14 protein-coding genes are annotated in these 20,352 nt (G+C 67.3%); 7 read left to right on the top strand and 7 right to left on the bottom strand.

The genetic code is table 11. The features are described from left to right. Nucleotides 1-74: 74 nt before the first annotated feature. Both HH212_RS00555 and HH212_RS00550 read left to right on the top strand, forming a co-directional pair. Nucleotides 75-299 carry a hypothetical protein gene (locus tag HH212_RS00555; protein WP_169433615.1) on the top strand — a complete coding sequence of 75 codons (225 nt, stop codon included), beginning with the start codon at nt 75-77 and terminating at the stop codon, nt 297-299. Between the two features lie 325 nt (nt 300-624). Then, a complete protein-coding gene (locus HH212_RS00550) occupies nt 625-2,991 on the top strand; it encodes a catecholate siderophore receptor Fiu (RefSeq protein WP_169433614.1) in 2,367 nt (788 codons plus the stop codon). A 485-nt stretch (nt 2,992-3,476) separates the two neighbouring features. Here the strand turns inward: HH212_RS00550 and HH212_RS00545 are convergent, their stop codons facing one another. The 4 genes from HH212_RS00545 to HH212_RS00530 all read right to left on the bottom strand — a co-directional run bounded on the left by HH212_RS00545 (nt 3,477) and on the right by HH212_RS00530 (nt 8,041). After that, the gene (locus HH212_RS00545; protein WP_169433613.1) at nt 3,477-4,709 is read right to left on the bottom strand and encodes an argininosuccinate synthase; all 1,233 of its coding nucleotides are present in this window, start codon (nt 4,707-4,709) and stop codon (nt 3,477-3,479) included. A 135-nt stretch (nt 4,710-4,844) separates the two neighbouring features. Continuing rightward, nucleotides 4,845-5,771 (bottom strand): ornithine carbamoyltransferase, encoded by a 927-nt coding sequence (gene argF / locus HH212_RS00540; RefSeq protein WP_169433612.1) that lies wholly within the window; start codon nt 5,769-5,771, stop codon nt 4,845-4,847. Between the two features lie 99 nt (nt 5,772-5,870). Beyond that, complete coding sequence (rsgA, locus tag HH212_RS00535; protein WP_169433611.1) at nt 5,871-6,779, bottom strand: ribosome small subunit-dependent GTPase A; 909 nt, start codon at nt 6,777-6,779, stop codon at nt 5,871-5,873. Then, nucleotides 6,776-8,041 carry a M48 family metallopeptidase gene (locus HH212_RS00530; protein WP_169433610.1) on the bottom strand — a complete coding sequence of 422 codons (1,266 nt, stop codon included), beginning with the start codon at nt 8,039-8,041 and terminating at the stop codon, nt 6,776-6,778. The genes rsgA and HH212_RS00530 overlap by 4 nt, the downstream gene beginning before the upstream one ends. Before the next feature lie 85 nt (nt 8,042-8,126). Here HH212_RS00530 and orn point away from each other — a divergent pair, with 85 nt between their 5' ends. Both orn and HH212_RS00520 read left to right on the top strand, forming a co-directional pair. Beyond that, nucleotides 8,127-8,711, top strand: coding sequence for an oligoribonuclease (orn, locus tag HH212_RS00525; RefSeq protein WP_169433609.1), 585 nt, complete (start codon nt 8,127-8,129; stop codon nt 8,709-8,711). Nucleotides 8,712-8,820: 109 nt separating this feature from the next. Continuing rightward, the gene (locus HH212_RS00520) at nt 8,821-11,316 is read left to right on the top strand and encodes a hybrid sensor histidine kinase/response regulator (RefSeq protein WP_169433608.1); all 2,496 of its coding nucleotides are present in this window, start codon (nt 8,821-8,823) and stop codon (nt 11,314-11,316) included. Between the two features lie 194 nt (nt 11,317-11,510). Here HH212_RS00520 and HH212_RS00515 read toward each other — a convergent pair whose 3' ends face one another. After that, on the bottom strand, nt 11,511-12,470 hold the full coding sequence (locus HH212_RS00515; RefSeq protein ID WP_169433607.1) for an MBL fold metallo-hydrolase: 960 nt from the start codon (nt 12,468-12,470) through the stop codon (nt 11,511-11,513). A 201-nt stretch (nt 12,471-12,671) separates the two neighbouring features. Here HH212_RS00515 and HH212_RS00510 point away from each other — a divergent pair, with 201 nt between their 5' ends. Beyond that, nucleotides 12,672-13,976 carry an HPP family protein gene (locus tag HH212_RS00510; protein WP_169433606.1) on the top strand — a complete coding sequence of 435 codons (1,305 nt, stop codon included), beginning with the start codon at nt 12,672-12,674 and terminating at the stop codon, nt 13,974-13,976. On the opposite strand, the gene HH212_RS00505 is transcribed toward HH212_RS00510, so the two are convergent. Together HH212_RS00505 and HH212_RS00500 are read right to left on the bottom strand one after the other, a co-directional pair. Next, on the bottom strand, nt 13,973-14,650 hold the full coding sequence (locus tag HH212_RS00505) for a UPF0149 family protein (RefSeq protein WP_169433605.1): 678 nt from the start codon (nt 14,648-14,650) through the stop codon (nt 13,973-13,975). The genes HH212_RS00510 and HH212_RS00505 overlap by 4 nt on opposite strands. Nucleotides 14,651-14,823: 173 nt before the next feature. Then, nucleotides 14,824-15,861 carry an alpha/beta hydrolase gene (locus HH212_RS00500; RefSeq protein WP_211172433.1) on the bottom strand — a complete coding sequence of 346 codons (1,038 nt, stop codon included), beginning with the start codon at nt 15,859-15,861 and terminating at the stop codon, nt 14,824-14,826. Between the two features lie 295 nt (nt 15,862-16,156). On the opposite strand from HH212_RS00500, the gene HH212_RS00495 reads away from it, so the two are divergent. Then, a complete protein-coding gene (locus HH212_RS00495) occupies nt 16,157-17,188 on the top strand; it encodes a serine/threonine protein kinase (RefSeq protein WP_169433604.1) in 1,032 nt (343 codons plus the stop codon). 218 nt (nt 17,189-17,406) lie between these two features. After that, nucleotides 17,407-20,313: a coiled-coil domain-containing protein gene (locus HH212_RS00490; protein ID WP_211172432.1), complete on the top strand. Its 2,907-nt coding sequence runs from the start codon at nt 17,407-17,409 to the stop codon at nt 20,311-20,313. Nucleotides 20,314-20,352: the final 39 nt, after the last annotated feature.

The following is a 20,352-nucleotide window of genomic DNA, read 5'->3' as shown; positions in this document are numbered from 1 at the left end:
TCACGAGCCGAGCATAGTACCGTTTGTAAAACAAGTCGGTGCGGCAACGGACATAGAACCGATCGGATTACCGCATGCCGGCGTTGCACGAGGGTGCGCTGGCGCACGGTTGGAAATGCCGAGTGGCAATAAAATGCTGTTTTGCCTTGTCGGTGCGTGTGGTCGTGATGAAAAAACTGAGGGAATTATTCAAGCTGTTCCAGGAAGACCTGAAAGCGTCCGAACGGCTGATCGAAGAGACGCGGGTGCAGCGCCTCAAGTTCGAAAAGCTCTTGAACGAACGTCGCACCATCTCCTGAATTTCCGCCCGCCACTACGCCATTCTCCACCACGCGCCGGGGCCAGCCTAGGCTAGCCGTGCGCATCCTTTCCGCCCGATACAACGATATCCGATAGCTCGTGCCGCATGCGCCGCTGCGCAGGCAGGGGCGCTGCTCGTCCGCGCCGGTCTCGCCCTTGGCGCCTCCTCGAATTTGTCGAAAAAGCATCATGGCGCGGAACGAGAGTGTTGGCAAGACGTTGAATGAAACGAAAATGAGAATGATTCGCGTTTACATGGAGATAAATTCTTGTTAAAGTGCTTGGCGTTGCAATAATTATTCAAAGACAACGTTCAACGACCACATGAAACCGTCCAAGCACATCACCAGCCGTAAACATTCGCCGCTTTCCCTGCGTTCCACCAGCGCCGCCGCGCTCGCCATCCTGCTGCCGCTGGCCGGCCATGCCGCCAGCGCCGCCGATGCACCGGCCGCCGCGCCGGCAGCGGCAGCGCCTGCCGTCGAACCCGCCGACGCCCAATCGGCCCGTCCGCACGAGGTCCACATCAACGGCGAACGCGAGAACGAATACAAGGCCGACCGCGCCGGCTCGGCCAAGTACACCGAAGCGCTGGTCGACACGCCGCAGACCATCATGGTGATCAAGAAGGAATTGTTCCAGCAGCAGGGCGCCACCACGCTGACCGAAGCGCTGCGCAACACGCCGGGCGTCGGCACCTTTTTCCTGGGCGAAAACGGCAGCACCAATACCGGCGACGCCATCTACATGCGCGGCTTCGACAGCTCGGGCAGCCTGTTCGTGGACGGCATCCGCGACATCGGCTCGGTCTCGCGCGACGTCTTCAACATCGAGCAGATCGACGTATTGAAGGGCCCGGCCGGCACCGACAACGGCCGCGGCGCCCCCACCGGCTCGATCAACCTGAATACCAAGCAGCCGTTCCTGAAGAACAGCAACGGCGCCAGCGTGACCGCCGGCAGCGCCCACAACCGCCGCGGCAGCGCAGACCTGAACGTCGTGCTGGATGCCGCCAGCGGCACCGCGCTGCGCCTCAACCTGCTCGACCAGGACAGCGGCAACCCGGCGCGCGACGTCGTCAAGAACAAGCGCTGGGGCATCGCGCCGTCGCTGGCCTTCGGCCTGAACGGCGGCACCCGCCTGTACATCGATTACCTGCACGTCAAGCAGGACAACCTGCCGGACGGCGGCGTGCCGACCATCGGCCTGCCGGGCTACACCCCGCCGGCGGCGACCCGCACCGAACTGGCGACGGCGGCCAAGGTGGACCCGCAGAATTTCTATGGCTCGGCCGCCGACTTCGACCACGTCAAGGCCGACATGGGCACGGTCATCATCGACCACGAGTTCAGCCCGAAGCTGCGCCTGCGTAACACCAGCCGCTACGGCAAGACCCAGCAGTTCTACCTGCTGAGCGCCTTCATGGGCACCACCGCCAACATCATCACCGCGCCGAGCGCCACCTATCCGGCCGTGCGCACCGCCGATCCGTCGACTTGGCTGCTGGCCCGCACCACGCGCACCAACAAGGACCAGCGCAACACGATCCTGGCCAACCAGACCACGCTGACCGCCGATTTCGACACCAATGGCCTGAAGCACACCCTGGTGGCCGGCCTCGACCTGACCGACGAAAAGCAGAACAACTGGACCAATACCGGCCTCGGCGCCCTGGTGCCGGCCAACCTGTACCGCCCGGTGCCGGGCATCCAGCCGACCGCCTTGAGCCCGGTACGCAACGGCGCCCGCACGCAGGGCGAATCGGTCACCGAGTCGGGTTACCTGCTGGACACCATCAAGATCGGCGAACAGTGGCTGCTGGGCGCCTCGGTACGCCTGGACCACTTCGACACCACCTACGACGCGGTGACGCTCTCGACCGCCGCCGCCAACCCGACGCTGCCGGTGAACACCCAGATCCCGGCCCACTTCGAAGTGTCGGACCAGCTGGTCAGCGGAAAGCTGTCGGCCACCTACAAGCCGACCGCCAACAGCAGCGTGTACGCCCTGTGGGCCAACTCGAAGCAGCCGCCCGGCTCGAACCTGGCGTTGAGCGGCAGCGCCAACAGCGCCTCGAATCCGATCTTCCAGCCGCAGGTGAGCGTCACCACCGAAGTCGGCACCAAGTGGGACCTGCTGGACAAGAAGATGGGCGTGAGCGCGGCGCTGTACCGTACCGAGGTCAAGAACGAGGTCGAGCAGGACCCGGTCGACCTGCGCTACTACCAGACCGGCCGCAAGCGCGTGCAGGGCGTGGAATTGGGCGCGACCGGGGAACTGGCGCGCAACTGGCTGCTGAGCGCCGGCTATACCTGGATGGACACCAAGGTCGAAGCGGGCAGGGTGATCAGCGCTTCCGGCGAGAATTCGCTGACCTACACGCCCAAGCACGCCTTCACCAGCTGGACCACGTACACGCTGCCGATGGGCGTCAAGATCGGCGGCGGCGCGCGCTACAACGGCCGCCTGCTGCGCGGCACCGACGGCGCGGTCGGTACCCCGGCCTACACCAACGCCTACTGGGTGGCCGACGCCATGGCCGAGTACAGCGTGAACCGCTACGTCGACCTGCGCCTGAACGTGTACAACCTGTTCGACAAGGAATACGTGGCGGCGATCAACAAGAGCGGCTACCGCTATACGCCGGGCGCGCCGCGCTGGGCGACCCTGACCGCCAACTTCCACTTCTGAGTTTCGGGGAGCATCCCGCCATCCACGGCGCCGCCCGTGGTCCGCATGCCGTGGGGGCGGTGCGGACCAGGGACGGCGCCGGGCGGGACGGATCCCGGCCGTCCTCTCCCGGGTGCGGGGGAGGGCGGTTTTTTTTGCGAGAGTGCGCCAGGCCGGACCCGCTTGCTCGTCGTCCCCGCGCAGGCGCACTGCTGTCCAAGATAAGCGTTATCTCTGCTTTAACCCATAGCTCGTCGTCCCCGCGCAGGGTGAAGAATGCCACTGGCATTCTTTACCCCATACTGAGCAACAGAATTCATTACCATCGAAGCAACTGGCATATTTCAGAAATACCAACTGTGGATGCTCAGCATGGGTCCCCGCCTCCGCGGGGACGACGGTTTCGAAGCAAACAAATACAAAAAAGCCGCCGATCCTTCCAGATCGGCGGCTTTCCGCATGGCGCTGTACCGGCCTGCCGCAAGCGCGGCAAGCCGAGCATGCCTTTACTGCCCGCGCTTGGCGCGCGCCTTGGCCGCGATGCGCATGCGCAGCGCGTTCAGCTTGATGAAGCCGCCGGCGTCGGCCTGGTTGTAGGCGCCGCCGTCCTCGTCGAAGGTGGCGATGTTCATGTCGAACAGCGAATCCGTCTTCGAATCGCGCGACACCACGATCACGTTGCCCTTGTACAGCTTGATGCGCACCCAGCCGTTGACCGTCTGCTGGGTGTGGTCGATCAGCGTCTGCAGCGCGACGCGTTCCGGCGCCCACCAGTAGCCGTTGTAGATCAGCGAGGCGTAGCGCGGCATCAGGTCGTCCTTCAGGTGCGCCACTTCGCGGTCCAGCGTGATCGATTCGATCGCGCGGTGGGCGCGCAGCATGATGGTGCCGCCCGGGGTTTCGTAGCAGCCGCGCGACTTCATGCCGACGTAGCGGTTTTCCACCAGGTCGAGGCGGCCGATGCCGTGCTTGCCGCCCAGGCGGTTCAACTCGGTCAGCACCTGGGCCGGGCTCATCTTGACGCCATTCAGGCCGACGATGTCGCCGCGCGCGTATTCGATGTCCAGGTACTCGGCTTCGTCCGGCGCCTGTTCCGGCGACACGGTCCAGCGCCACATCGATTCCTCGGCTTCCGCGCTCGGGTTTTCCAGGTGGCGGCCCTCGAAGCTGATGTGCAGCAGGTTGGCGTCCATCGAGTACGGCGCGCCGCCGTTCTTGTGCTTCATGTCGATGTCGATGCCGGCGTCTTCCGCGTATTTCAGCAGCTTTTCGCGCGACAGCAGGTCCCATTCGCGCCACGGGGCGATGATCTTGACGTCCGGCTTCAGCGCATACGCGCCCAGCTCGAAGCGCACCTGGTCGTTGCCCTTGCCGGTGGCGCCGTGCGACACGGCGTCTGCGCCGGTTTCATTGGCGATTTCGATCAGGCGCTTGGCGATCAGCGGACGCGCGATCGACGTGCCCAGCAGGTACTCGCCTTCGTACACGGTATTCGCGCGGAACATCGGGAACACGAAGTCGCGCACGAATTCCTCGCGCACGTCGTCGATGTAGATGTTTTCCGGCTTGATGCCGAACTTGATCGCCTTGGCGCGCGCCGGTTCCAGCTCTTCGCCCTGGCCGAGGTCGGCGGTGAAGGTGACGATTTCGCAGTGGTAGTGATCCTGCAGCCATTTCAGGATGACGGAGGTGTCGAGGCCGCCGGAGTAGGCGAGGACTACTTTTTTAATGTCGCTCATGGAAATTCCGATGATGTGAGACGTGGAGGAGGGTTCAATGGTCAGCCGGCGCGCGCTGTTCCCGGGTTCGGGGAAACGGCGCGCCGACGATCAAGCTTGGGTGATGCAATGGTAATGAAAGCCGGGATGCTGCGCTTACTTGTTTTCGATACGGCCCAGCAGCAAGTACTCGATCAGCGCCTTCTGCACGTGCAGGCGGTTCTCGGCCTCGTCCCAGACGACCGACTGCGGGCCGTCGATGACCTCGGCCGCGACTTCTTCGCCGCGGTGCGCCGGCAGGCAGTGCATGAACAGCGCGTCGGGCGTCGCGCGCGCCATCTTGGCGCCGTCGACGATGAAGCCGTCGAAGGCCTTCAGGCGCTCGGCGTTTTCCTTTTCGTAGCCCATGCTGGTCCAGACGTCGGTGGTGACCAGGTGCGCGCCTTCGCAGGCGTCGGACGGATTGGCGAACACGGTGTAGCGGTCGGTCTTGACCAGCGCCGGGTCGATGTCGTAGCCGGCCGGGGTCGACACGTTCAGGTGGAAGCCGAACACCTCGGCCGCCTGCAACCAGGAGTACAGCATGTTGTTGGCGTCGCCGATCCAGGCCACCGTCTTGCCGGCGATCGAGCCGCGGTGCTCATGGAAGGTGAAGATGTCCGCCAGCACCTGGCATGGGTGGTGCTCGTTGGTCAGGCCGTTGATCACGGGAACGCGCGAATGCGAGGCGAAGCGCTCGATGATGTCCTGGCCGAAGGTGCGCACCATGATGATGTCGCACATGCGGCTCATGACCTGGCCGGCGTCTTCCACCGGTTCGCCGCGGCCGAGCTGGCTGTCGCGTGTGTTCAGGTAGATGGCGGCGCCGCCGAGCTGGTGCATGCCGGCCTCGAAGCTCAATCGCGTGCGCGTCGAGCTCTTTTCGAACACCATCACCAGCGTGCGGTCGACCAGCGGGTGGTAGACCTCGTAGTTCTTGAACTTGCGCTTGATGAGCTTGGTACGCTCGATCACGTACTCGAACTCGTCGCGGGTGAAATCGGAGAACTGCAGGAAGTGCTTGATGGGATTCTGGCCAGCCATGTCGTATTCGGGATGCGATGATCCTCTAAATTATAAGCGGTTTCGCTTGCCTTTCGAAAAATTATCATTAGGCAAGCTAAGCCGTCAGCAAAAACCTTGTCAATACAAGGTTTGCGCCGACTCGTGCAGCAGCTGGGCATACAGTTCGTGGCGCAGGGGCGAGATCTGGCCGTCCGCGACCGCCTGCAGGATCGCGCATTGCGGCTCGGCCAGGTGGCGGCAGTTGTAGTACTTGCAGCCGCCGAGATACGGCTTGAAGTCGACGAAGGCGCGTTCCAGCATGCCTTCGCTGAGGTGGTACAGGCCGAATTCCTGGAAGCCGGGCGAATCGATCACGCTGCCGCCGCCCTGGCTGTCGGGTAGCTTGTACAGTCGCGTGAAGGTGGTGGTGTGCTTGCCGGTGTCGAGCGCTTCCGAGATCTCGCGCACGGCGATGTCGGCGTCCGGAATCAGCAAGTTCACCAGCGAGGACTTGCCCATGCCGGACTGGCCGATCAGGATCGACGATTGCCCGGCCAGCAGCGGCGACAGTGTCGCCACCGCGCCCTGCGGGTCGGCGGTGGCCGAGACTTCGTGCAGCGGATAGCCCATGCCGGTGTACAGCGCCGCGCGCCGGCGGGCGCGTTCGAGTCCCTCGGTGACGTCGATCTTGTTGAGGATCAGGTGCGCCTCGATGCCGGCCGCCTCGCACGCCACCAGCGCGCGCGATACCAGGTCGTCGGTGAAGCTCGGCTCGGTGGCGATGACGATGAACAGGCGCGTGATGTTGGCCGCCAGCAGCTTCGACTTGTACTGGTCCGAGCGGTACAGCAAGGTGGAGCGTTCGGCGATCCTTTCGATCACCGCCTGGTCCGCCGAGGTGCGCTTCAGGTGCACGATGTCGCCCACCGCGACGTTGGTCTTCTTGCCGCGCGTGACGCACTGCATGAACGCGCCGTCGACGTCGGCCAGGTAGTGGCGGCCGTGGGCGGCGACGATGGTGCCGCGCAGTTCTTCGTGCTTGCTCATGCCGCGGCTCCGGTTTGCAGGTGGCGCACGCGGATCGAAGCCGGCGGGTGCGAATCGTAGAACAGGGAGTGGACCGGGTCCGGCGTCAGGGTAGAAGCATTGTCTTCATACATTTTGACCAGCGCCGAGACCAGGTCGCGCGCGTCGCTGTGGCGGGCGGCGAAGGCATCGGCTTCGAACTCGTGCTTGCGCGAGCCGAACGAGGACAGCGGGGCGAACGGGAATAGGAATACCGGCAGCGCCAGGCTGAACAGCAGCAGCGCCATCGCGTCGTTGGGCGCGCCCAGCAGCGGCGTCACGCCCAGGCCGGTGTAGAACCAGGCCTGGCCCTTGAGCCAGCCGAGCATGGCCAGGAATACCAGCGACAGCGCGAACATCGCGGCGATGCGCTTGACGATGTGCTTGAGCTTGAAGTGGCCGAGTTCGTGCGCCAGCACGGCCTCGACCTCGGGCGGCGCCAGGCGCTCGATCAGGGTGTCGAAGAACACGATGCGCTTGTTGGCGCCGAAGCCGGAAAAATAGGCGTTGCCGTGGCTGGATCGCTTGCTGCCGTCCATCACGAACAGGCCCTTGGCGGCGAAGCCGGTGCGTGCCATCAGGCCTTCGATGCGTGCTTTCAGCGAGTCGTCGGCGAGCGGGGTGAACTTGTTGAACAGCGGCGCGATGAAGAGCGGATAGACCACCATCATCAGCAGCTGGAAGCCGCTCCACACCAGCCACGTATATAGCCACCACAGGCTGCCGGCGCGCTCCATCAGGAACAGCACCGCCCACAGCAGCGGCAGCACGAGCGCGGCGCCGAGCGCGGTGCTCTTGGCCAGGTCGCGCCACCACAGGCCCGGCTGCATCTTGTTGAAGCCGAAGCGCTCTTCCAGCACGAACTGGAACCAGTACGAGAACGGCAGGTCGAGCGCGCCCGAGACGGCCGCGAACGCCGCCACCAGCGCGACCTGGTAGGCCATGCCCGGGCCGAACGCCTGCAACAGGGCGCCGGACAAGGCCTGCAGCCCGCCCAGCAGCGTGAAGCCGATCAGCACCAGTCCGCTGAACAAGGCGTGGAACAGGCCGTAGCGGGTCTTGGCGACGGTGTAGTCGGCCGCCTTGCGGTGCGCTTCCAGCGGAATGCTTGCGGCGAACTCGGCCGGCACGCGGTCGCGATGGCGCAGCACATGGCGCACGTGGCGCGTGGCCAGCCAGCTGCGCAGCGCCAGCGTCAGCACGAAGAAAAAGACGAACAACAGCGAAAACGAGAATGAAAGCATCCTGTGCCTGTGAGAAAATGCAGGTTTTTCCAAATTCGGTTTATTGGAAACGTATCGGGGGAAGACCCCTCATCAAGAGAGAATTATGTCACAAGCGATTGAAACGCAAGCCGGCAACGCCCCTCAGCGTCCGAATGAATTGAACCTGGTCTGGATCGACATGGAAATGACCGGCCTCGACCCGGACGGCGACCGCATCATCGAAGTCGCCGCCGTGGTCACCGACCCTGACCTGAACGTCATCGCCGAAGGCCCGGTGTTCGCCATCCACCAGAGCGACGCCACGCTGGACAAGATGGACAACTGGAACAAGGGCACGCACGGCCGTTCCGGCCTGATCGACCGCGTCAAGGCCTCCACCGTCGACGAGGCACGCGCCGAGCAGGAACTGATCGCCTTTTTGAAGCAGTACGTCCCGGCCGGCAAGTCGCCGATGTGCGGCAACTCGATCTGCCAGGACCGCCGCTTCATGGCGCGCGGCATGCCCAAGCTGGAAGCCTTTTTCCACTACCGTAACCTGGACGTCTCGACCCTGAAGGAACTGTGCCGCCGCTGGAAGCCGGAACTGGCGTCCGGTTTCAAGAAGGCGCAGAAGCATACCGCGCTGGCCGACATCATCGAGTCGATCGAGGAACTGCGTTACTACCGCGAGCATTTCATTAAGCTGTAACGCGTAATCCGTAGTGCGCAGCCGCACCAGGCGCACACGGCAGCAAATTGTGTCATTCGTCGTTGCAAATGTGAATGACCCGGCCAGCAAGGTATGCGAGAATTTACCCATGGCTGATATCTTGCGTACCACTGCCGGCCTCGGCGGCCAGAGCGACGTGCGGCGCCTCCTGAGCGAATGCGACTGGAGCGCGTCGCCGCTCGGTCCGCCATCGGACTGGCCTCCCGAACTGACGACGGCGGTGTCGATGGCGGTCAGCTCCGCCTTTCCGATGTTCGTCTGCTGGGGGCCGGAATTGCGCTTCCTGTACAACGACGCCTATATCCCCATCCTCGGCGCCAAGCATCCGTGGGCCTTCGGCCAGCCGTTCCACGTCATCTGGGCCGAGATCTGGCCCGACCTGGTGCCGATCGTCGACCGCGCGCTGTCCAACAAATCCGCGTATTTCGAAGACCTGCCGCTGGTCATGGAGCGCCACGGCTACCGCGAGCGCACCTGGTTCACCTTTTCCTATTCGCCGCTGCACGACGGCGCGGGCCGGGTGATGGGCATGTACTGCACCAACATCGAAACCACCCAGCGTGTGCAGGCCGAGCGCCGCGCCGCCTTCGAGCTGGCGCTGGCCGATGCGCTGCGTCCGCTTACCTCGGCCGACGAAGCGATCTACACCGCCAGCGCGCTGCTCGGCGAAGCGCTGCAGGTAGAGCGCGTGATGTACGGCGAGGTGGATGCGCGCGGCCACACGTTCTCCGTCGCGCGCGACTGGCAGCGCCAGGGACTGTCCGGCATGGCGGGGCAGGTATTCGCGATCGACGCCTTCGGCCCCGAGGTGGCGCGCGCCGGCCGCGCCGGTGAGGTGATCGCGATCGAGGATGCGCGCAGTGACACGCGTACCGCGGCCCACCGCGATGCCTACGCCGCCATCGGCGTGGTCGCCAGCCTGCTGGTGCCGCTGGTGAAAGGGGGCGAACTGCTGTCCTTCCTGGCGCTCGGCTGCAGCGCGCCGCACCGCTGGAGCGAAGCCGAGATCGCGCTGGCGCGCGGCATGTCGGAACGCTTGTGGAGCGCGGTCGACCTGGCGCGCGCCCACGCCGCGCTGCGCGCGGAGCGCGACCGCAGCCAGATCATTCTGGACAGCATCGCCGAGGGCTTCATCCTGATCGGCCGCGACTGGACCGTTCTGCAGGTGAATGCCGAGGGTCTGCGCCTCGCGCACCGCAGCGCCGCGCAGGTGATCGGCAGGAAGCATTGGGATGTCTGGCCCGAGGTCGAGCACGGCCCGGCCGGGCAGCTATACCACGAGGTGATGCAGGCGCGCGTGGCCGGCAGCGTCGAGTTCAGCTACGATGCGCCGGACGGCACGGAAAACTGGTTCGAGGTGCGCGCCTATCCGACGCGCGACGGCGGCGTGGTCTGCTTCTTCCTCGACATCAGCGCCAGCAAGCAGGCCACGGCCAAGCTGCGCGCCGCCGACCAGAGAAAAGACGAATTCCTGGCGATGCTGGCGCACGAGCTGCGCAACCCGCTGGCGCCGATCAGCGCCGCCGCCGACCTGCTGCGCATCGGCCGCCTGGACGAGGCGCGCGTGCGCCAGAGCAGCGCCATCATCGGCCGCCAGGTGCGCCACATGACCAGCCTGGTGGACGACCTGCTGGACGTGTCGCGCGTCACCCGTGGGCTGGTGACGCTGGCGCGCGCGCCGGTGACGGCGCGCACCATCGTCGACGAGGCGATCGAGCAGGTGCGGCCGATGTTCGAGGCGCGCCGCCAGCACCTGCAGGTCGCCGTCGCGCGCCCGGACGCCAGCGTGCTGGGCGACCGCGCGCGCCTGGTGCAGGTGCTGGCCAACCTGCTCGGCAATGCCGCCAAGTACACGCCCGAAGGATGCCGCATCGAGCTGATGGCCGATGCCGACGCGGCATACCTGCGCCTGGCCGTGCGCGACGAGGGCATCGGCATGGAGCCGGCACTGACCGAACACGTGTTCGACCTGTTCACCCAGGCCAAGCGTTCGTCCGACCGCTCGCAGGGCGGCCTGGGGCTGGGCCTGGCGCTGGTCAAGAACCTGGTCGAGTTGCATGGCGGCACGGTCGCCTGTTACAGCCCGGGACTGGGGCAGGGCAGCAGCTTCGAGGTGGCGCTGCCGCTGATGCAGCCGCTGGCGCAGGCCGCATCGTCGTCCCTGCCGGAGGCGGGCCAGGCCGCGGCCGGGGAAGCCGCGCCGCTGCGCCTGCTGGTGGTGGACGACAACGTCGACGCCGCCGCCACGCTGGGCATGCTGCTGGAAGCCTGCGGCTACGCCGTTGCGGTGGAAAACGAATCGCCGCGCGGCCTGGCGCGCGCGCTCGACGAGCGCCCGGACGCGGCGCTGCTGGACATCGGCCTGCCCGACATGGACGGCAACGAGATGGCGCGCCGCCTGCGCGCCGACCCGCGCACCGCGGGCATGGTGCTGGTGGCCGTCACCGGCTACGGCCAGGAACAGGATCGCCGCACGGCGCTGGAAGCCGGCTTCGATCACCACTTGGTGAAGCCGGTCGACATGGACAAGCTGGCGCGGGTGCTGGCCGATGTAGTACCGCTGGGAAAGGCACTCGAAGCGTAGCGTGGCTCGTTTCAGCTACGTCGCCATTGCCCATGACCTCGTACCAGTAAACGTCGTCCCCGCGAAGGCGGGGACCCATGCTGAGTATCCACAGTCGTTATTTCTGAAATATTCCAGTTGCTTCAATGGTAAGGAATTCTCTTGCTCAGTATGGGTTCCCGCCAAGGGGGCCGCCGAGGCCGGGAACGACATCATCAACGCATCTGCGTGTAATTCACCGGAATCCAGCGATACCCCTTGCCCTGGCCGGCGATATGTCCCAGTCCCGGAAACTGCAGGTGCGCCCCGCCGACCAGGTAGCCGTTCTTGGCCGCATCGTCGAACACCTGCTTGCGCGATGCGTATGCCGCCTTTTCGTCGCTGTCGAAGCCGATCGTCACCTGCGGATTGTCGAACTGGACCGACGCCACGTGGATCAGGTCGCCCATCAGCACCAGTTTCTGGCCGCGGCTTTCCACCACGTAACTGGTGTGGCCCGGCGTGTGGCCGTGTTCCGGCATGGCGGACACGCCCGGCACCAGCTGGCCGGCACCGTCGATGGGCTTGAACTTGCCGGCCTGGACGTAGGGATTGATGGCCGTCATCGCGCCCTGGAAGAAGCTCTTCTTGTCGGCCGGCGCCTTGTCCATGTTCGCCTGGCTCAGCCAGAAGTCGGCATCGGCCTTGCCGGCGCGCACGACCGCGTTCGGAAACACGCGCTGGCCACTGTTTACCAGGCCGCCCACGTGGTCGCCGTGCATGTGGGTGATGTAGATCTCGTCGATCTGCTCGGGCTGGTAGCCGGCCGCCTTCAGGTTGTTGACGAATTTACCGAGGGTCGGGCCGAACAGGGCGCCGGCGCCGGTGTCGACCAGCACCAGCTTGCTGCCGGTATTGATCAAAAAGGCATTGTCCGAGGTTTCCAGCGGCGCCTTGAGGAAGTTCTTTTCCAGGGTGGCACGGGTCTGTTCCGGTTTCTGGCGCAGCAACTGGTCGACCGGCAGGTCGACGGTGCCGTCGTTGACCGGCGTGACCTCGAAGTCGCCCACCATGATGCGGAAGAAGCCGGGCGCCGGGGTCTTGACCATCGGCGCGGCCGCGTGGGCCGGCGCGAAGGCGGCGGGCAGGGCGGCCACCAGGGCGGCCAGCAGGGTGGTCTTGCATGCGTTGATCATATTCTTGTCCTTCTCGTGTGCGGTAGTCGGGGCGCGCAGACGCGCGTCGTCCATCGTACAGCAATGTTGAACAGCCTGCTCCCGCCCGGACATCTTGATAGAATTGCCCGCCTGATACCCTGACCGCAATTCGGGGTCAGAGCACAATCGAGCAGCATTCTGCTCTGACCCCGAATCTCGGATTTTTCGACAAAGTGACAAATGCTCGATAAACGGTTGGAATGGCTGCGCGCCTTCGTGCCGCAGCCGACGACGGCCTCGCGCGCCGAGCGGGTGCGCGCCGTGGCCGGCGCCATGGTCGGCCTGCTGGTGACCTACCTCCTCAGCGACATGGTGACCGGATCGATGGGCGTGCCGCTGTCGCTGGTGGCGCCGATGGGCGCCTCGGCGGTGCTGCTGTTCTGCGTGCCGGCCAGTCCGCTGGCCCAGCCGTGGTCCGTCATCGGCGGGAATACGATCTCGGCCCTGATCGGGGTCGCCTGCATGAAGGCGATCGGCGTGCCGATGCTGGCGGCGCCGCTGGCCGGCGCGCTGGCGATCCTGGCGATGTTCCTGCTGCGCTGCCTGCACCCGCCCAGCGGCGCGGTGGCGCTGACGGCGGTGCTGGGCGGGCCGGCGGTGGCGGCGGCCGGCTTCAAGTTCGCGCTGCTGCCGGTGTGCCTGAATTCGTCGCTGATCGTGCTGGTGGCGCTGGTGTTCAACAACCTGACCGGACGCCGCTATCCGCATACCCAGCAATCGGCGCTGCGCAACGCGCACGCCACGCAAGACCCGGCGCCGAGCGCGCGCCTCGGTTTCACCAGTGACGACCTGGACGCGGTACTGGCGCGCTACGGCCAGGTGCTGGACGTCAGCCGCGACGATCTGGAAGCCATCCTGCTGGAGACCGAGATGCGCGCCTGGCAGCGCCGCTTCGGCGTCGTCACCTGCGCCGCGATCATGTCCACGGATGCCGTGACGGTGCGTGCGGAAACGCCGCTGCCCGAAGCCTGGCGCCTGCTGCGCCGCCACGACCTGCACGCGCTGCCGGTGCTGGACGACGAGCGCCGCGTGGCCGGGATGATCGGCCAGAACGATCTGCTGCGCCACGTCGGCCTGGACGATTACCAGACCCTGCGTTCGCGCCTGCGCGCGCTGCTGGGCCATTTGCTGGGCGTGCGCGTCGACCGGCCAGCGCTGGTGGCCGAGCTCATGCGCACGGCGGTGACCACCGCGCGCGTGGACGAACCGATCGCGGCGCTGGTGCCGGCCATGAGCAATGGCGGACTGCACCACGTGCCGGTGGTGGATCAGGATGGGGTGTTCGTGGGGATCGTCAGCCAGTCGGACCTGCTGGCTGCCTTGTATGAATCGGGATTGAGCGAGGGGTCAGAGCCCGGTGTTGATTGCATGGGCTCTGACCCCGGTGTGCAGAGGAGGCATGATCAGTACCCGGCAGGGGATGGGAGCCGGTGGCGGAACATCGGGGTCAGAGCCCAACCGATTGAACCGGACTCTGACCCCTAGCCGCAGCACTTCTTGGATTTCTTGCCGCTGCCGCAGGGGCATTCGTCGTTGCGGCCGACCTTCGGCTCCTCGCGGCGCACGGTCTCGACCGCACCCTTGCGCAGCGGCAGCCAGTAGCGGTGGATCGCCGGCAAATTGGCCTCGATGTCCAGCGCCAGCTTGTGCGCCTTGCGCGGATCCTCGACTTCGGCCAGTTCGCTTTCCTCGATCTCGTCGGCGCCGAGCAGGTAGATCGGGCGCATCAGCGGCGCCGCTTCCGAGGTCCAGATCGGGTCCCACGAGCCCGGGCGCAGCTCCATGCCTTCCCAGAAGCCCCAGCACCAGGCTTCGGCGTCGATCAGCGTCTCGTTGCCGTGCTCGTGCTCGACGTACAGCGGCTCGAATTCCTTGGGCGCCACCTCGAAGGTGACCAGCACCTCGTTCATGAAGCGCATGATCAGGTTGACCACGCGTTCTTCTTCCTTGGCGTTCTTCCACGTCGGCGCCTCGCCTTCGCCGCCCCAGACCTTCGGCAGCCATTCGGCGGGCATGATGGTTTCAGGGCCGATCGCGATCGCGGTCAGGTAGCCGTGCAGGGTGTCCATGGTCATCGCGTCTTCCGGGCTGCGTTCGGACAGCAGGAAGTTGTCGAGATCGTCGAATTCTTTTTCGGAGAGGGGCTGGTCGAGATGCATTGTTGCGGTGGATGCGTTGCGTGAAACCGCCAGTGTAACGCCTGCGGCGGCGGATGCCCATGAAAAGCGTCGGCGTGCCGAAAAGCGACGCCCCGCGCGACGGTGATGAACCGTGGCGCGGGGCGTCGGACGCCGTATGGACGCCGCTCAGGCGTCCAGCGAGCGGGAATCGATCAACGCTTGGCGTCGAATGCCTTCTTGAGGCCGTCGGCCGCGAACTGCTCGGCATCCTTGGCCTTCGGTACCACGGCGCCCATGCCGAAGAACTCGTGGGTCACGCCGCTGTATTCCTTGTAGTCGACCTTGACGCCATCCTTCTTGAGGCGGTCGGCGTACGACTTGCCTTCGCTCAGCAGCGGATCGATCTCGGCGGCGACGATGGTGGCCGACGGCAGGCCCTTCAGCGAAGTCGCCTTCATCGGCAGCGCGTACGGGCTCGACGGGTCGGCGCCGTAGTGCTTGAAGAACCAGGCCATCATCGGCTTGTTCAGCGGCTTGGCGTTGGCGTTGCGCTGGTACGACGGGGTGTTCATGTCGTTGTCGACCACCGGATAGACCAGCAACTGGTGCACCGGCATCTGCGCCTTCTTGTCGCGCGCCATCAGCGACACCACGGTGGCCAGGTTGCCGCCGGCCGATTCGCCGCCGACCGCCACGCGCATCGGGTCGCCGTTGAATTCCTTGGCGTGCTGCAGGGTCCAGGTGTAGGCGGCATAGGCGTCGTCCGCGGCGGCCGGGAACTTGTGTTCCGGGGCCTGGCGGTAGTCGACCGCGACCATGATCGCCTTGGCCATCTTGGCCAGCGCGCGCGGCGAGGCGTCGTACACCTTGGTGTCGGCGATCACGAAGCCGCCGCCGTGGTAGTACAGCATGACCGGGAACGGACCCTTGCCTTCAGGCGTGTAGATGTGGACCGGGAAGCTGCCGCCCGGACCCTGGACGGTCATGTCCTTGACGGTGACGCCGGCTTCCGGCGCCGTGCTCTTGCCCATGTCGGTCAGGACCTTCTTGACCGCGTCGGTCGGGGTCGGCTGCTTGCGCGCCTCTTCCGGGCTCAGGGTCTCGATCGGCTTGCCGTTCAGCGATTTCAATGCGTCCAGTACTTTCTGCATGTGCGCTTCGGCCTTGGGCGGCTGGGCCGCGTCCTGGGCGGCGGCGACGTTCCAGACGAGGGCCGCGGCGATGGCGGTCAGGGGCAGGGCTTTTTTCATGTTCTTGATCTCCATGGTGGGGCAGCATGTAGCGCGACAGGCGTTGCAAGTGCTGATGTGTCATCAAACCGCATTTATGCAGGGTGCTTCGGTGCGTTCACGCACATTGTGAATAGGATTATTGGTATTTTGTTCATCAAATTCGACAAAGATGTAATTGCCTCGTGGCCGGTGCTTCGTTCGGGCAGTATGGAAAGGCCTGCCAGATGTGACAGCTGCCGTATGGAGAAAGACGCAAATTCGTCAGATCGACTCACGCCGAGCGCCCCTGCGCCGCCCGCCTTACAATGGCGGCATGGATCATCGAACAGACAACCAGGGGCAGGGCGACGATATGCCGGACGCCCCGAATGCGCACCCTTTTTCCCGGCTCGACCCGTTGACGGTGCTCGACGCCCTCGACAGCGTCGGCCTGCGCGGCGACGGCCGCCTGCTGGCCCTGAACAGCTACGAAAACCGGGTCTATCGGGTCGGCCGCGAAGAGGGGCAGCCGGTGGTGCTCAAGTTCTACCGGCCGCAGCGCTGGAGCGACGCCGCCATCCTCGAGGAACACGCCTTCGTCGAGGAGCTGGCGGCGCAGGAAGTGCCGGTGGTGCCGGCGCTCGTGCTCGGCGGCCGCACGCTGCACGAGTATGCGGGCTTCCGCTTCGCCGTGTTCCCCAGCCGCGGCGGACGCGCGCCGGAACTGTCGGATCCTGCCACGCTGGAATGGATCGGCCGCTTCATCGGCCGCATCCACGCGGCCGGCGGCGTGCGCCCTTACCGGGAGCGGCCCACGCTCGACCTGGACACGTTCGGGCGTGCGCCGCGCGCCTGGCTGCTGGAGCACGGCTTCGTTCCGCCGGAGCTGGCGACCGCCTATGCCAGCGTGCTGGACCAGGCGCTGGACGGCGTCGCGCGCTGCTACGAGCGCGCCGGGGACGTCCCCTTGCTGCGCCTGCACGGCGACTGCCATGTCGGCAACGTGTTGTGGACCGGCGATGGACCCCATTTCGTCGATTTCGACGACAGCCGCATGGGGCCGGCGGTGCAGGACCTGTGGATGCTGCTGTCGGGCGAGCGCGACGAGATGGTGCGCCAGCTGGGCGACGTGCTGGCCGGCTACGAGGATTTTTGTGAGTTCGACGCGCGCCAGCTGCACCTGGTCGAGGCCTTGCGCACGCTGCGCCTGGTCCACTATTCGGCCTGGCTGGCGATGCGCTGGAACGATCCCGCTTTTCCTGCCGCCTTCCCCTGGTTCAATACCCAGCGCTACTGGCAGGACCGCATCCTCGAACTGCGCGAGCAGATCGCGCTGATGGACGAGCAGCCGCTGTGGCCGGCATGACGGACGCCGTGCGCCGCGCATGGCGCATCGGCGAGTGTTGCCCATATGCCGAACTGGCACGGATTCGTGCGCCAACTCGGCGTGGCGGGTTGCGCGCCGATCCTGCATAATCGTCATCGGGGCTCGTCCGTGCCGCGCACCAGGCCGGCACGAATGCGCCCGAATGCAGACCGGACGCAGTCCAGACGCCGCCCAACGCAGCCACCGCGAGAACATCCATGACCGACCACGCACCGCATGACGACGCCGATTTCACGATCGACCTGACGCCGGCCGCACCGGTGCCGACGGCCGCCGCGGGGCCGGCGGCTGTGCCCGTCACGCCGTCCGCCCCGTCCGCGCCGCCGGTCGCCGCGGCATCGGCCGCCGCGCCGCCGGTTGCCGCGCCGCCGGCCGGTCAACCGGACGCGCCGCAACAGCGCGCGCACCTGGAAAAGCGTGCGATCCAGGAAGGCATCGCGCGCGTCGAGGCGGAAGCCAAGGCGGCGGTGGCGGCCGAGAACCGCGCCCACGCCGAGGCGCGCGCGCGCGGCCTGGCCGAGGAGCGCGCCGCCATCGATGCCCAGGCCGCCGCCGCCGCGCTGGCCAACGCCCAGGCGTCCGAGGAGGCGATCGAGGCCAACCGCGACCGCATCGACACCCTGCGCGCCGCCGCGCGCGCCGCCAGCGAACGCCTGGAAGCGATGCGCCAGGAAACCGCCGAGCTGCGCCAGCGGGTCGAGGCCGATACCCAGATCCGCCTGGCCGCCGAGGGCCGCGCGCGCGCCGCCGAGGAAGCGCGGCGCCGCGCCGAGGAACAGGCCCGGGCCGACGCCGAGTTCGCTGCGCGCGCCGAACGCGAGGCCGACGAACTGGCCCTGCATTCCGAGCAGGCGCGCATGCAGGCGGCCGAGCGCCTGGCGGCGGTACACGCGGCGCGCGAGGAAGTCTCGTACAGCGCCAGCGCCGACGCGCGCGTGGCGATCCTGGCGCGCGAGCGCGAGCGCGCCGAACGGGCCGCGCGCCTGACCGCCGAGAAGCTGGCCGAAGCCGAGGCCGAGGCGCTCGACCTGGCGCAGCAGCGCGAGCGCGCCGACCAGGTGGCGCTGGCATCGAGTTTCGCGCGCGCCGCCGCCGAGGCGCGCGCGCTGGAAGAAGCGCGCGCCCTGGCCCACGTCGAGCAGGAACGCGAGGCGATCGCGGTGGCGCAGGCCGAGTCGGAGCGCACCGCCGCCCAGTCGCTGCGCATGCGCTTGCAGACCGAGAAGGAATTGCGCGACGCTGCCGTGCACCGCGAGCGCCTGGAACACACCGCCGCCGCCAGCGCCCAGGCGCGGCGCGAGGCGGAAGGGCGCATCCTGGCCGCCACCGAGGCGCGCATCGAGGCCGACCGCAAGCTGCGCGACGTGGCGCTGGAGCGCGCCGCCGCCGAGGAGCGCGAAGCCGAGCAGGCCCAGTCGCGCCTGGACGCCGAGCGCGCTGCCCTCGAGCTCGCACGCCAGCGCGGCATGGCCGACCAGGTCGAACAGGAAGCCGCACTGCGCGACGCCGAGCAGCAGCGGCGCGAACGCGAACTGGCCGAACAGCGCGCCGTGCTGGCCCAGGCCGCGGCCGAGGCCCGTACTGCCGAGAATGCGGCGGCCGAAGCGGCGCTGGCGGCGGCGACCGAGCAGGCCGCGCTGCAGCGCGAAGCGGTGGCGCTGGCGGAGCGGCGTGCTGCCGACGGCCAGGCGCTGGCGCAGGCGGAGGCGGCGCGCGTGCAGGCCGAGCAGGAAGCGCTGGCGCTGCAGCAGGCGCGCATCGATGCCGAACGGGCGCTGGAGCGCGCCGCGGCCGAGCGCGCGGCGGCGGAACGCGAGCAGGCCGGCCTGATGCAGTCGCGCGCCGCCGACGAGCAGCGCCTGCTGGCGGCGCGCCAGGCCGAACTGGAAGCCCAGCGCGCCGCCGCCGCCGATGCCGCCGCCGCCGCCGCACACCAGGAAGCGCTGGCCGCGCTGGAGCAGGCCGAAGCCGCCCAGGCCGCCGAGCAGGCACGCACCCTGGCCGCGCTGCACGCCGGGCGCGAGGCGGCCATGCAGGCGCTGGCCGCGCTGGCCGCCGAACAGGATGCGGCGCTGGGCGCGCTCGCCGGTCAGCAGGAAACGGAACTGGCGCAGCGCGCCGAACGCCACCGCGCCGCGCTGGCCGAACAGGCCGGATTGCACGAGGCCGCGCTGGCCGCACAAGACGGGGAGCAGCAGGCGGCGCTGGCGGCGCAGTCGGAACGGCATCGCACCGAGTTGGCGAACCAGTCCGGACCGCACGGCGCGACGCTGGCCGAGCAATCCGAACGACACGCCGCGGCGCTGGCCGCACAAGCCGAACAACATCGCGCAGCGCTGGCCGCGCAAACCGAACGACATGGCGCAGCGCTGGCCGCGCAAACCGAACGACATGGCGCAGCGCTGGCCGCGCTGCGGGCCGAACACGAAGCCGCGCTGGCCAGGGCCGAGCAGGCGCGCGCCGCCGAGCTGGCGCGCGCCCAAACCGGCCACGCCGAGCTGGCGCTGCGCCTGCAGCGCATGGACGAGGAAGCCATCGCCGCCGAGCGCGCCGGCGCCGACGCCGCGCGCACCGCGCTGGCGCTGCTGGAACAGAAGCTGGCCGCGCAGCGCCAGCAGGCCGCTGCCGACACCCGCGCCAGCGAGGCCGCCGGTGCGCGCATGGCGTCCGAGCGCGCCGCGGTCGCCGCCGCCGAAGCGCGCGCCGCCGCCGAGGAAGAGCGCGCGCAGCTGGCCAGGACGCGCGAGCTGGCCGAGCAGGCCGCCGCCCAGGCCGCGATCGACAAGCGCGATGCCCAGCGCACCTTGCTGGAACAGGCGCAGCAGGCCGCCGAGATGCAGCGCAAGACCGCCCACGCCACCCAGGAGATGGCCGAGGCCAAGCGCCGCCTGGTCGAACTGGAAGCCGGCCGCCAGGACGAGCAGCTGGCCGAACTGGGCGCCCTGCGCGTGCAGATCGAGACGCGCCAGGCAGAGGCCAAGCAACGCGCCGAATCCGAAGACCTGGCGCGCGAGGTGCTGGAGCGGTTTTCGCAGCAGCCGTCGGCCGCCCAGGCCGCGGCGCGCCTGGCGGACGTGGTGGCGCGTCAGCGCGGGAATGGATGATCTACCTGTTGCCTGTACTGGAATAGATCGACGCGTATA

Source organism: Massilia forsythiae, from assembly GCF_012849555.1.
GTDB lineage: Bacteria > Pseudomonadota > Gammaproteobacteria > Burkholderiales > Burkholderiaceae_D > Telluria > Telluria forsythiae.
The sequence above is the reverse complement of the archived record's forward strand: the minus strand, read 5'-3'. Positions and strand labels throughout refer to the sequence as shown.